This is a genomic window from Actinoplanes solisilvae (assembly GCF_003999975.1).
GTDB classification, from domain to species: domain Bacteria; phylum Actinomycetota; class Actinomycetes; order Mycobacteriales; family Micromonosporaceae; genus Actinoplanes; species Actinoplanes solisilvae.
Genome location: NZ_RJAC01000001.1, coordinates 525484 through 538123, shown reverse-complemented (window position 1 = coordinate 538123; position 12640 = coordinate 525484). Strand labels below are relative to the sequence as shown.

Genomic DNA, 12640 nt, shown 5'->3' with positions numbered 1-12640 from the left:
TTCACTTCACGAGCTGCGGGTAGAGCAGCGTCAGGTCGCCGGCGAGGGCCGCCTTGACGTTGCGGCTCGGCTCGTCGGCCAGGACCTCGAAGGCGTTCGCCTCGATGCCGTCCAGCGCGGCGGCGGCCACGTCGGCCGGGCTCGACTTGGGCGCGTCGACGCCGGCGGCCATGTCGGTGTCGACGTAGCCGACGTGCAGGCCGGTGACCTCGATGTCGCGCGGGCGCAGGTGCAGGCGCAGCGCGTTCGACTGCGACCAGAGCGCGGCCTTGGAGGCGCTGTAGGGGCGTCTGTCGCTCAGCCACGAGAGCGCCGAGTGCACGTTGAGGATGTGGCCGCCACCGTTGCGCTCGATCACCGGCACGAAGGCGCGGGCCACGAGCAGCGGGCCGTAGAAGTTCGTGTCGATGTCGGCCGCCCTCGAGCGCATCGGCCCCGGCTACAACGCCAGCCTGCTGCCCGCCGACGACACCGGCACCCCGCGCGAGCGCATCCTGCACGTCTTCCGCGTCCTGGAAGAGGTGTCCACCGAGCCCGAGTTCCGCGGCTGCCCGTTCATGGCCACGTCGATCGAGGTCAAGGCGGCCGGTCACCCGGCCCGGGGCGTCGCACGCCGCTACAAGGACGGGCTCACCGGGTTCTTCCGGCACGAGGCCGAAGCGGGCGGCGCGGCCGACCCCGAGCGCATCGCGCGTCAGCTCACGATGACCTTCGACGGCGCGAGCGCGTGGGGCGTCATGCACGGCGAAGCGGTCAGCGGCCAGGCGGTGGAGATGGCCGAGGTGTTGCTCGACGCGGCAGGGCTCGGCTCCCCGGTGGAAGCCGAGCCCTCCGATCAGCAGTTGGTGTAGCCCGGCGACTTCTTCGCCCACTTGCAGGTGTCGATCTGCTTGTTCGCCGGCGTCCGCAGGAAAGCGGTGTCGCCACCGTTGTTCCAGACGTAGCCCTTCTGGCCGGCGCGACCCCAGTAACGAGTGCTCGCCGACGACTTGCCCTTGCCGGTACGCACGACGACCTGGGCGCCGGGCTTCAGGGTCAGGCTGGGGAACGTGAACACGATGTTCTGCTTGTCCCGGACCGTCCAGCCCTTGAGGTTGATCGAGCTCTTCGTCCGGTTCTTGAGCCGGAACCACTCGCCGTTCAGGCTGCCGTTGCTGCCCGAGTCGGCACCCGGCGAGTCGTACTGGATGCGGTTGAAGACCACGGAACCGGCCGCCGGGGTGACCGGCTTCGCGGGCGGATTGGCCCCGCCCGGACCGGCGACCCACGTGTGGTGCGCGGTGGAATAGTCGCCCCGCACGCCCTGGGAATCATCCCCACCGACGTACGCCCGGTAGTAGTGCTCGCCGCGCGCCAGCCCGGTGAAGGTCGCGTCGAAGGTCGCCGTCTCGCCGGCCGTGTGAGTGGTGCGCACCGTGGTATAGGTGCCGTTCGCGTTGCGCCGCTGGATCTGCACCGGCAGGCCGGGCTGGGCGGGGGTGGCCCGGCCGGTGGCACGCAGCGTGCCGACGGCCGACGACGTGACCCAGAAGGTGACGTCGACGCGGCTGTGCACGGTGATCCGGTTCGAGACGGCGTCGTCCTGGTGGACCTCGAAGTAGAACCCGGAGTCTAGCCAGCGCCGGATCGTGAACCGGCCCGACGCGTCGGCGGTCGCGGTCACCAGCCCGTTGTCGCGCTCGAAGTCCTTGGCCGGCTGCATGTCGTTCCAGCCGATCGCCGTCTCGTAGAGGTGGACGACCGTGCCGGGGTCGGCGGTTCCGGTCATGGTGAACTGGCTGTAGCCCTTCACCTCGGCCGGGCCGGAAAGGGTGGGAATGGCGGCGGCAGAGGCCGGGGCGGCAATGGCGAGTGTCGCCGTCACCCCGATCACTGCGGCAGCGGTCACGAGCCTGGTGATCATTGCAAAAGTCTAAGGATTTGCGAACTGCCTTGAATGGGCCGGTAGGACAATTACCGACAACCGTCAGGACACCGGCTCGGACTCTTTTCGGCGGTGACTTTCGGGGCTCTTCGGGTGGTTTATGCGGTCGACATTCTCCAACACCGTTTCGGTCAGAGGAATCCGATGACGGTAGGTGATCCCCTCGTCACGCACGACGAAGTCGTCGGCATCCGGGCGACGCCAGGTGAGGATCATCTGACCGTAGCGTTCGGCCTGCCTGACCAGGGCGGGGAAGTTGTCGACGTTGACGACGGGCTTGCCGGGCGGGGTCGACATCGGCTCCACGTGCACGAGTAGCCGGGGGTGTCGTTGCTCGATGGACTCCCGGGTCCGCAGCGGCGTTTTGCGGCGCACGAGCAAAAAGACGGCCACCGCGCCTGCCGAGGCGAGTAGAAAAACAATAATCGCGTACGACCGGGCGGCTGCCGTGCTTATGAAATTGTGGCCGAAGACGGTGATGTTGCGAGGGTGAACGGCTGTGCCGGGAGTGGCATTCGAGGGCGGATCGAGAGAATTGCCGGCGGTGACGGCGAATTGCACGCTGTTCATCTGTAGCTGAGTGGCCGACGTGAAAGGCGGGAGGCCGTCGGAGCGCACCGTGCTGGTCAGCTTGATGGTCACCGGACTACCCGGCTGCAGGCCGATCGCGCGGGACGCGGCGCTGGGCTCGGTGATGTTGCCGGCCGCGGGCCGCCGGCTCAGCCGTCCCATCGGTGTCGCCTGGTCCCGCCGGCCCTGAACCGGGCACCCCACGCGGGCTGCCGCGAAGGGTTTGAGACAGTGGGGGAAATGCCTGAACGGGAACTTCGTGCCGACTGCGCCAACTGCGCCGCCCTCTGCTGCGTGGCGCCGGCCTTCGCCAAATCGCCCGACTTCGCCATCAACAAGCCGGCCGGGACCGCGTGCCGGAACCTCGGCGACGATTTCCGCTGCACGATTCACGAGCGGCTCGATGCCGGCGGGTTCCACGGCTGTGTCGTCTTCGACTGTTTCGGGGCGGGGCAGCGGCTCACCCAGGAGACGTTCGGCGGCCGGACCTGGCGTACGGCACCCGAGCTGGCCGGACCGATGTTCGCCAGCCTGGCCGTGATGCGCCAGCTCCACGAGCTGATGTGGTACCTCACCGAGGCCCTGAAGCTGGACGAGGCCCGTCGGCTGCACCCGAAGCTGCGCGAGGCGCTCGCTCGCACCGATGAGCTCGCTGCCGGCTCACCGGAGGAGCTGCGCGGCCTCGATCTTGACGCCGTACGCGGGCGGGTCAATCCGCTGCTGCAGAAGGCCAGCGAACTGGCGCGAGCGTCCCTGAAAAGTCGGAGGGATCATCGCGGGGCCGACCTGATCGGCCGCCGGATGCGCGGAGCCGACCTGCGGGGGGCCAGCTTCCGTGGCGCGCTGCTGATCGGCGCCGACCTGCGCGAGGCCGACCTGCGGCGCGCTGATTTCACCGGTGCGGACCTGCGAGGCGCGGATCTTCGGGGCGCCGACCTGACCGGAGTGCTCTTCCTCACCCAATCGCAGCGAAGAGCCGCCGTCATCACCGACCGCGAGAAACATGTCGGCCCTACGATGAGCTGATGCAGGATGTGTCGGGTGTGGTTTGGCTGCTGACTGTTCTCGGCATCATCGGCCTGCTGCTGTATGACTTCTTCTTCCACGTGCGCAAGGCGCACATCCCGTCGATCGGCGAGGCCGCCCGGTGGACGGCGATCTACGTGTCGATCGCGATCCTCTTCGGCGTCGGCGTCTGGATCTTCGGCGGCAACGACTACGGCGCCGAATATTTCGCCGGCTACGTCACCGAGAAGGCGTTGTCGGTCGACAACCTCTTCGTCTTCCTGCTGCTCTTCTCGAGCTTCAAGGTGCCGCGGGCCGACCAGCAGAAGGTGCTGCTCGTCGGCATCGTGGTGTCGCTGATCGCGCGCACCGGGTTCATCTTCCTGGGCTCCGCGCTGATCAACTCGTTCGCCTGGGTGTTCTACCTGTTCGGGCTGATCCTGCTGATCACCGCGGGCAACCTGCTACGCGAGCAGCACGGCGACGAGGAGAAGCCGGACAACGTCATCGTCAAGCTGGCCCGGCGGGTGCTGCGCACCTCCGACCGCTACGACGGGGACAAGCTGTTCACGTACGAGGACGGCCGCCGGGTGCTCACGCCGATGGTGCTGGTGATGGTCGCGATCGGCGGCACCGACATCCTGTTCGCGCTCGACTCGATCCCGGCGATCTTCGGTCTCACCCAGAACGTCTACCTGGTCTTCACCGCGACCGCGTTCTCGCTGCTCGGCCTACGCCAGCTCTACTTCCTGATCGACGGCCTGCTGGACCGACTGGTCTACCTGTCCTACGGTCTGGCTGCGATCCTCGCGCTGATCGGCGTCAAGCTGATCCTGCACGCCATGCACGAGAACAACGTGCCGTTCATCAACAACGGCGACCCGATCCACGTCGTCGAGATCTCCACGGCGCTGTCGCTCACGCTGATCATCGGCATCCTGGTCATCACGGTCATCGCGTCGCTGCTCAGCCCACGCGGACGGGCCCAGACCTACATCGCGGCGGCCCGCCGGCACGCGAACGAATTCCTCGACATCGAGACCGACCCGGCCTACTGCGACGAGATCTTCCACCGCCTCCTGGTCGAGGAGGCGCGCTTGAAGAGCCTGCCCGAGAGGTACCGGGCCCGCATCCGGTCCGAGGCCGAGCTGATGGAGCTGCTGGGCCGCGCCCACCTGCTGCACGACGAGCGAATCGCGAACGGCACCTGCTTCGCCCCCACCGGCATGGCCCCCGCCAAGAGCGCGGAGAGCTGACCAGGGGCCTGGGCCACGGAGAGCGGACCGGGCCGCCCCGTGACGGTCCGGGCCGCTTCCTCAGGCCCGCCGGTGGCTGCCGATCTCGCCGTCCTGACGCGGAGCGCTGCTGCGGCTCCGGGCCGCGTTCCCGGCCAGGCGGGCGGCCGTGCGCCGGACTGATTCGGCGCGGTTACCACCGTGGGACGGCGGTGCGTCGTCTGCCGCGTCGCGCGGTCGCGGCGCCGAGGCCGGCGGCACATCGAGGTAGGACGAGAGGTTGGCCTGGCTCTCCGGCTCGGCGGTCTGGCGGCCGCCTAGGGCGACGGCCCCGTCGGCGACCAGGCTGGCCACCCGGGCGGCGAGGTCGGCGGCGCGCGCGTCGAGGTCGTCGCGGCCGTGGAGCGTGGCGTCGTCGGCCGGGCGGGCCGACCAGCCGTCGCTCGCGGCGGACGAACGTCTCTTGGCGGCGACGGCCGAGAAGTCGACGCCGGGTGAGCGGCCCTCGGCGGCGACGGCCGGGGAGCCGACGCCGGGTGAGCGGCCCTCGGCGGCGACGGCCGAAAAGCCGGCCCCCGGCGAGCGGCCCTCGGCGGCCGCGGGGTGGCTTTCCGCGGCGACCGCCGCCCGCGTCTCGGCGGGGATGACGGCCGTACGGTTCTCGGCCGAGACGACCGCCGGCGAGCCCGCGATCGGGGCATAGCCAGGCCGAGGCTCGATGGCGGGAGCCTGCGCCTGGACCCGGACCGGAGCGGCGTGCGTGGCGTGGTCGTCGATCGAGACCGCGCCGATCAGCGACACCGTCTGGCCTTCGCCACCCTGGTAGTTCGAGAACTCCGGGCCGATCACGAGCCGGGACAGCATGCGGGCCTGCGGCGCCGGAATGCCCAGCCGGCCGGCGTTCTCGACCCGGTAGCGCGCGATCGCCTGGCGCAACGTGTTGGCGAGCCGGTCGGCGTCGCGCACCGTGGCCAGGTCGCCGCCCGCGAGGACCAGCGCCGGGAACGAACCCTGCGGACCGGCGCAGACGAGCTGGATCTGGGTGACCGTGGCCTGCCGTCCCGCATCGCGGCCGCCGGGCTGCACCCGCAGGTGCTGCGGCCAGTGCCAGCGCAGCTCGCCGGTGTCGTGGGCGCCGGGGCCGCGATAGATCACGCGCTCGTCGGTGACGACGATCTCGGTCTCTTCGGGCAGGGTCCACCGCGGCAACGAGGCGGGCTCGTCGAACGCGTATTCCGCGACGGCGCTGCGGCCGCTCCACAGAACGCGTTCGCCGGTGCCGGCGACGAAGCCGAGCAGAGCAACGGGTGACGACGGCGCGGGTAACTCCGCGTCGCTCGGAACGTAGTGCTCGGGCATGCGTGCTTTCCCCCCAGTGCGCGCTGCGCCGCGAACACGCGGCCACCACCGATTACAACTGCGTGTCATGGTGCAAACAAGCCAGCAGTCGCGAATCACACGACTTTTGCTGACGGCTACACGACAGGGCGAAAATACTTGCCCGTTCCGCCCTCGAAGTGTTACGTACGGTTACCAAAGAGCGCTTCAGGAGGCATGGGTGACGACACCGCGACACTGTCAGTGACGGGCGTCGCTCCGCCGGCGAAGCGGTCGAGGTCGGTCTCGACGCGCCCGGGGAACCAGTCGCCGGCGGCGCGGCGGGTGAGCCCGGCGACCGGCGGCGGGGTGCGGCCGGCGACGACCACGAGGTTGCCGAAGCGGCGGCCGCGCAGCACCGACGCGTCGGCGATCAGGCAGGCTTCGGGCAGCGCGGCGCGGATCGTGGCGACCTGGGTCTTGGCGTAGCGCAGCGGCGGCCCGTCGGTGATGTTGACCAGCAGGTGACCGGCCGGGTCGAGCACGCGGGCCAGCTCGTGGGCGAACTCGATCGAGGTCAGGTGGGCCGGGGTGCGGGCGCCGGCGAAGACGTCGAGAACGATCAGGTCGTAGCCCGCGTCGCGCATGCCTTCGACCGCGGCGCGCGCGTCCTCCACCCGTACGCGAATGTTGGCCTTGGCCGGAAGGGGAAGGCGGCTGCGCACGAACTCGACCAGCGGGCCGTCGATCTCGACGACGCGCTGGGCCGAACCGGGCCGGGTGGTCGCGATGTAGCGAGGCAGCGTGAGGGCGCCGCCACCCAGGTGAAGGGCGCGCAGCGGCTCACCGGCCGGAGCGATCAGGTCGATCGCCGCAGCCATCCGCCGGATGTATTCGAACTGCAGGTGGGCAGGGTCGGCGAGATCGACGTGCGACTGCGGGGCGCCGTCGAGCAGAAGGGTGTACGCCGTGTCGCGGTCGGGGTCGGGCCGCAGCTCGGCGACCCCCGAGGCCACCGTCTCGACCTGCCGTTCGGACCTCTTGCGCTGCGCCACGCCCCAAGTATCGCGGGTGCCGCCGAGCGCCTTCGACGGGCTCCGAGCACCGAGTGGGGGAGTTTTGCGGAAAAACGTCACATCCGGTCGGAAAGACCCCCAACACTGTGAGCAGCGCGAATGAGGAGGTTAGCCGTGTCCACGAGCGAAGTGCTGGCGCAGATCATCGGCGAGCAGCCGAGACGTCCCGCGATCCCGCCGGCCGCGGGTGAGATGCCCGCGATCATCGCCGCGGCTCAGGAGGAGGCCGGCCCGCCTCTCAAAATCCGGCGGTTCCCGGCCGAGGACGGTCCGGCGTTCTGGCGCTGGGACTGCGCCAACTGCGGCGAGTACGGCGGTGGGCGGCACCACTCGGACGCCATCAACCGGGCCACCCGGCACTGCTCCGAGCACCCCGAGCACCGGTCCTCGCTGCTTCCGCCGCTGCTGTGCCGCCAGCGCGACGCCTACATGCCCCTGCACCCGATGCTGTACGCGGTCGACGACGACCCGCCGCCCCCGCCGCTCTCGATCTGAGCGGGGGCGGCCGGAACGCCTACTGCTGGGTGTCGCCCTGGCCCGTGCGCTTCTGCGCCTCGTTGACGGCCTTGTCGATCTGCGCGCTGTGCTTGTGGCCGGTGCGCTTGTCGACCTCGTCGCCGACCTTCTCGATGGCCTGGTCGACCTTGTCGTCGTGCTTGTCGAGGAACTGCTTGGCCTTGTCCATGAAGCTCATCGGTGCGCCTCTCGCTCGGCGAGGATCACGGCGATCCGTTGTACGCGTGGATCCTCGGCTATCGCCTCGAGACCGGCGGTCAACGGCATCCGCCAGTTCGGGTACTCGTTCATAGTGCCTGGCAGATTGGGTTGTGCGAGCTCGCCGAGCACGTCGTAGAGCGAAGCGGTGACGAAACGGCACGGCGTACGGGCAAGGAACTCGTGCATCGCGACGATGATCTCGTCGTTCGTGCTCTGATCGGTGATCAGTTTTTCGGCCCGCAGGGCGGCCAGCAACTGGTCGCGGTCGCGCCGGGCGGCCTTGCGTTCCTGCTCGACCGGGCCGGCGAGCTGGCCCAGCTCGGCCCGCACCCGCACCTGTTCGCCGGTGAGGAAGCCGGCCGCGGTCGGCAGGTCGTGCGTCGAGATCGAGGCCAGTGCGTTGCGCGGGTAGTCGGCCGGCGGGACGAAGACCTGGTCGGGGTCGTCCCAGTCGCGGGTGAAGTAGAGGACCGCCGAGCCGAGCATGTTCATCCGCTCCAGCCCCTCGGTCACCTCGGGCAGCACCGTGCCCAGGTCCTCACCGATCACGACGGCGCCGGCCCGCTGCGCCTCGAGCGCGAGGATGCCGAGCATCGCCTCGGGGTCGTAGTGCACGTACGTCCCGCCGTCGGGACCCATGCCCGGCGGCACCCACCACAGCCGCCAGAGCCCGGCCACATGGTCGACGCGCAGGCCGCCCGCGTGGTGGAAGATCCGCCGCAGCATGTCGCGGTAGGCCGCGTACCCGGTCTCGATCAGCCGGTCGGGCCGCCACGCGGCCAGCCCCCAGTCCTGGCCGAGCTGGTTGAAGGCGTCCGGCGGGGCGCCCGCGTGCACCCCGGCGGCCAGCACGTCCTGCAGCAGCCAGCCGTCCGCGCCGTTCGGGTCGATGCCCACCGCCAGGTCGTGCACGATCCCGACCGGCATCCCGTTCGCCCGGGCCGTGTCGTTGGCCGCCTCGAGCTGGGCGTTCACCAGCCGTTGCAGCCACGCGTGGAAGGCCACGCGGTCGCTGTGGAAATCGCGTACCGCGGGGGAGTCGGGCCGGCGCAGCTCGGCCGGCCACTCGGGCCAGTTCGGCCCGTGCCGCTCGGCCAGCGCGCAGAACCGGGCGAAGTCGGTCAGGCCCGGGTCGGCCTCGAGGTCGATCTCGCCGGCCAGCGGCCAGAGCATCTCGAGCGCCGCCCGTTTGGCCTGCCACACCGCGCTGTAGTCGATCAGCCCGTCGGCGGTCGGCGCGGGTTTGAGCGCGTCGACCGCGGCCCGCAGCGGCGGATCGGCCCGGCGATATTCGTCGGTGTCGGCGATGCGCAGGTAGAGGGGGTTCGCGAAGCGGCGACTGGACGGCGAGTACGGCGAGGCCGGCACCGGCAGCGTCGGGGTGATCGCGTGCAGCGGGTTGAGCAGCACCAACCCCGGCGATCCCGGCACGGCCAGGAACTCGCGCAGGTCGCCGAGGTCACCCATGCCCCACGAGCGCTCCGAGTGCAGGGCGTAGAGCTGCAGCATCCAGCCCCAGGTCTGCGGTGCCTCGGGCAGCTCGGCCGGCACCACGACCAGGGTGACCTCTTGATCGCCGGTGCGCAGCCGGTGCCAGCCGAGCGGCAGGTCGTCCGGGTCGCCGGCGGTGCCGTCCTCCAGTTCGATCGTGACCGGGCCGGGCAGCACCAGGGGTTCCCCGGCCCGCATGACCACCGTGCCCGGCACGCGACCCAGCCGATTCCGTTCCCGCACCGCGGCCAACTCGCGCCGGATCGCCGCCGGGGTGGTCGCGTCGACGCCGAGCAGCCCCAGGACGCCGACGACCGACTCGGCGGCGACGTCCTTGCGTTCGCGGTGCCAGTCCTCGTACCAGGTCGCCACTCCGTGTGCCGTCGCCAGTGCCGCCAGATCGGCGTCCATCCGGTCCCCTCTCGTCGATGCGCTGCCCATACCCTGCCCGATATCCGGGTAGTCCCGGAGGTCGGTCTTGCCGGGATGGGTCAGGATGGAACACATGTCTTCAGTGGTGAAGTTCTGGTCGCGCCTGGTCGCGGCCGTGACCGGGGCGACGTTTGCCCTGGTCGTGCCGGTGCACGCGTGGGCCGCGAGCAACGGCGTGGCCGACGTGACGATCGAGGCGGTGAAGTCGCGCCGCCGTGGTGGGTTCGGCATCTTCGGTCTGTTCGGCGCACTCTGCTGTCTCTTCGTGGTAGCCGCGATCGTGCTGGTCATCGTCCTGGTGCGGCGTAACGGGCGGGGCAAGGGCGACGGCAAGGGTCAATACCGGGGGCAGTGACGCCGGGCCCGGCCTAGCGTTGAGGCATGCCGACAGACGTCCGCAAGGTCGCCCTCGGCGGTGGCGTGGCCGTGGCGCTCTGCGCCCCGCTGGCCATCTCGATCGCCGCCGGCGCCGACGACAACGTGCTGATCTCGCGTGGTCGTCCGGCCGCCGCGTCGTCGGTGCACGGGGCCGAGGCGGCGGCCCGGGCGAACGACGCCAGCACGGTCACGCGGTGGACCAGCGCCGCCGGGCCGGGCACCCAGTGGCTACGCCTCGACCTGGGCGCGGTGCAGCGGGTCGAGCGCGTGCGCCTGCAGTGGACGGGCACCTACGCGAAGACCTATCGCGTGCAGACGTCGGTCGACGGCTCGAACTGGACAGACCTGTATGTCACCCGGGCCGGCAACGGCGGCGCCGACGACCTCAAGAAGCTCAGCGGCAACGGCCGCTACCTGCGGGTGCTGGCCACCCAGCGGGCCCGCGTGACCGGTGGCTACGCCCTGGCCGACGTGCGGGCGTACGGGCCGGCCTCAAAGGCGCTGCGAGCGGCCACCCCGGCCGTCGGGTCGCTGGCGTCGGGCCTGGAGAACCGGGGCAAGAAAGAGAGCGCGCTGCAACTCGTCTCCAGCGCCGAGAACTCCACGCTCGGCTGGCGGGGCTCGTTCACCTACATCGAGGACATCGGTGACGGCCGCGGCTACACCGGCGGGATCGTCGGCTTCACCTCGGGCACCTCGGACATGCTGGCCGTCGTCACCGAGTACGCGCGCCGCAAACCCGGCAACGTGCTCGCGAGATACCTGCCCGCCCTTCGTACGGTCGACGGGTCCGACTCGCACGCGGGCCTCGACCCGGGTTACCCGGCGGCCTGGCGTGCGGCCGGCCGCGACCCGGTCTTCCAGCAGGTGCAGGAGGCCGCGCGCGACACGTACTACTTCAACCCGTCGATGCGGATCGCGAAGGACGACGGGCTGCGGGCGCTCGGCCAGTTCGCCTACTTCGACGCCGCGGTGATGCACGGGGTCTCGGGACTACGCGTGATCAGGACCGCCGCCCTGCGCAAGGCCAAGACCCCGGCCCAGGGCGGCGACGAGCTGGCCTATCTGAACGCCTTCCTCGACGCCCGGGTGGCCGAGATGCGTACGGAGGAGGCCCACAACGACGTCAGCCGGGTCGAGACCGCCCAGCGCCTCTTCCTGCGCCGGAGCAATCTCGACCTGACCGCGCCGCTGAACTGGCAGGTCTACGGGGACCCGTACCGGATCAACTAGGACCTGGTCCACTTCTGGTTACTGCCGCCCGAGCAGTCGTAGAGCTGCAGCTGGGCGCCGTTGGCGGTGTTGCGGTCCCGGATGTCGACGCAGCGGTTGGCCGAGATGTTCACCAGGTCGCCGGCGCCCGAAAGGGTGAACCGCTGCACCGGGTTGCCGTTGCAGGTGACGAGCTGGATCGGCGTGCCGTTGCCGAGCGCGCCGCCGGCCGGGTCCATGCACTTGCCCATCGCGCGCAGCGTGCCGTCACCGTTGAAGCTCCATTGCTGGGCTGCGGTGCCGTTGCAGTCGTACATCTGCAGCCGGGCGCCGTCGACCGGGTTGGCCGCGGGGATGTCGATGCACCGGTTGCTGAGGTTGCTGCGCAGCACCGAGCCGCCGGTCGGGGGTGGGGTGCCGCCGTCCCAGGCCGAGACGCGCACCCAGTCGACCAGCATCGTCTGTGGGAAGACCGTGCTGCCGTCCGGGTAGCCGGGCCAGTAACCGCCGACCGCCACGTTCAGGATCATGAAGAACGAGTGGTCGAAGACCCACGGGTTGCCGCGCAGGCTGGCCGGGGTGACGCGGAAGTACTCGGCGCCGTCGAGGAACCAGACGATGAGGTTGGGCGACCATTCGACGGCGTAGTTGTGGAAGTCGTCGGCCAGCGCCCGGCCGATGTTGCGGCTGCCGGTGACCGAGTTGCCGCCGGAGTAGCCCGGGCCGTGGACCGTACCGTAAAGGGTGTTGGGCTCCTTGCCGACGTTCTCCATGATGTCAATCTCGCCGGTGTTGGGCCAGTTGTTGCCGCCCAGCATCCAGAACGCCGGCCAGATGCCCTGACCCCGCGGGATCTTGATGCGGGCCTCGAACCGGCCGTAGGTCTGCGCGAACCGGTCCGCGGTCAGGATGCGGCCCGACGTGTACTGACACGTGCCGTAGTGGCACTGGTAGCCCGCCGGGTTCTCGCGGCGGGCGGTGATCGCCAGGTTGCCCTGGCCGTCGACGCGCACGTTGCTCGTCGAGCTGGTGTAGTACTGCTGCTCGTTGTTGCCCCAGCCGCTGCCGCCGATGTCGAACTTCCACTTCGACCCGTCGATGGCTCCGGCCGCGCCGTTGAACTCGTCCGACCAGACGACCGGGCCGATGGCGGCCTGGGCTGTGGTGGGTGAGGCGGCCACGAGGCCGCTGGTGAGGGTCGCCGCGATCGTGATCGCGGCGAGCAGGATTCTCCGCTTACGCATGGGGATGCCTCCGGGGGAGAGGTTGCGTATCGGAAACAG

The 12640-nt window shown here is 70.3% G+C and carries 14 protein-coding genes; 6 read left to right on the top strand and 8 right to left on the bottom strand.

Annotated features, from left to right (window positions below; all coding sequences use genetic code 11):
- Position 1: 1 nt before the first annotated feature.
- Positions 2-430, bottom strand: a complete 429-nt coding sequence (locus EER30_RS02530; protein ID WP_127497830.1) for an SDR family NAD(P)-dependent oxidoreductase — start codon at positions 428-430, stop codon at positions 2-4.
- On the opposite strand from EER30_RS02530, the gene EER30_RS02525 reads away from it, so the two are divergent.
- Positions 408-851, top strand: coding sequence for a TetR/AcrR family transcriptional regulator (locus EER30_RS02525; protein ID WP_127497828.1), 444 nt, complete (start codon positions 408-410; stop codon positions 849-851). The two genes, EER30_RS02530 and EER30_RS02525, sit on opposite strands and share 23 nt — an antisense overlap.
- On the opposite strand, the gene EER30_RS02520 is transcribed toward EER30_RS02525, so the two are convergent.
- A complete protein-coding gene (locus EER30_RS02520; protein ID WP_205650090.1) occupies positions 836-1903 on the bottom strand; it encodes a lamin tail domain-containing protein in 1068 nt (355 codons plus the stop codon). The two genes, EER30_RS02525 and EER30_RS02520, sit on opposite strands and share 16 nt — an antisense overlap.
- Before the next feature lie 63 nt (positions 1904-1966).
- The gene (locus EER30_RS02515) at positions 1967-2656 is read right to left on the bottom strand and encodes a hypothetical protein (RefSeq protein ID WP_127497826.1); all 690 of its coding nucleotides are present in this window, start codon (positions 2654-2656) and stop codon (positions 1967-1969) included.
- Positions 2657-2734: 78 nt separating this feature from the next.
- On the opposite strand from EER30_RS02515, the gene EER30_RS02510 reads away from it, so the two are divergent.
- Entirely contained in the window at positions 2735-3520 is a 786-nt protein-coding gene (locus tag EER30_RS02510; RefSeq protein WP_127497824.1) for a pentapeptide repeat-containing protein, read from the top strand.
- Positions 3520-4755 carry a TerC family protein gene (locus EER30_RS02505; RefSeq protein WP_127497822.1) on the top strand — a complete coding sequence of 412 codons (1236 nt, stop codon included), beginning with the start codon at positions 3520-3522 and terminating at the stop codon, positions 4753-4755. Before EER30_RS02510 ends, EER30_RS02505 begins: the two co-directional genes overlap by 1 nt.
- A 60-nt stretch (positions 4756-4815) precedes the next feature.
- Here the strand turns inward: EER30_RS02505 and EER30_RS02495 are convergent, their stop codons facing one another.
- Both EER30_RS02495 and EER30_RS02490 read right to left on the bottom strand, forming a co-directional pair.
- Positions 4816-6093 carry a translation initiation factor 2 gene (locus EER30_RS02495; RefSeq protein ID WP_205650089.1) on the bottom strand — a complete coding sequence of 426 codons (1278 nt, stop codon included), beginning with the start codon at positions 6091-6093 and terminating at the stop codon, positions 4816-4818.
- A 161-nt stretch (positions 6094-6254) separates the two neighbouring features.
- Positions 6255-7106, bottom strand: coding sequence for a spermidine synthase (locus EER30_RS02490; protein ID WP_127497820.1), 852 nt, complete (start codon positions 7104-7106; stop codon positions 6255-6257).
- Positions 7107-7241: 135 nt separating this feature from the next.
- Here EER30_RS02490 and EER30_RS02485 point away from each other — a divergent pair, with 135 nt between their 5' ends.
- The gene (locus EER30_RS02485) at positions 7242-7622 is read left to right on the top strand and encodes a hypothetical protein (RefSeq protein ID WP_240669714.1); all 381 of its coding nucleotides are present in this window, start codon (positions 7242-7244) and stop codon (positions 7620-7622) included.
- A gap of 19 nt (positions 7623-7641) precedes the next feature.
- Here the strand turns inward: EER30_RS02485 and EER30_RS02480 are convergent, their stop codons facing one another.
- Positions 7642-7821, bottom strand: a complete 180-nt coding sequence (locus tag EER30_RS02480; RefSeq protein ID WP_127497818.1) for an antitoxin — start codon at positions 7819-7821, stop codon at positions 7642-7644.
- Entirely contained in the window at positions 7818-9746 is a 1929-nt protein-coding gene (gene malQ / locus EER30_RS02475; RefSeq protein WP_127497816.1) for a 4-alpha-glucanotransferase, read from the bottom strand. The genes EER30_RS02480 and malQ overlap by 4 nt, the downstream gene beginning before the upstream one ends.
- A 94-nt stretch (positions 9747-9840) precedes the next feature.
- On the opposite strand from malQ, the gene EER30_RS02470 reads away from it, so the two are divergent.
- On the top strand, positions 9841-10122 hold the full coding sequence (locus EER30_RS02470) for a hypothetical protein (RefSeq protein WP_127497814.1): 282 nt from the start codon (positions 9841-9843) through the stop codon (positions 10120-10122).
- 26 nt (positions 10123-10148) lie between these two features.
- Positions 10149-11378: a chitosanase gene (locus tag EER30_RS49560; RefSeq protein WP_127497812.1), complete on the top strand. Its 1230-nt coding sequence runs from the start codon at positions 10149-10151 to the stop codon at positions 11376-11378.
- Here the strand turns inward: EER30_RS49560 and EER30_RS02460 are convergent.
- Positions 11375-12601, bottom strand: coding sequence for a glycoside hydrolase family 16 protein (locus tag EER30_RS02460; RefSeq protein WP_127497810.1), 1227 nt, complete (start codon positions 12599-12601; stop codon positions 11375-11377). The genes EER30_RS49560 and EER30_RS02460 overlap by 4 nt on opposite strands.
- Between the last annotated feature and the right edge of the window lie 39 nt (positions 12602-12640).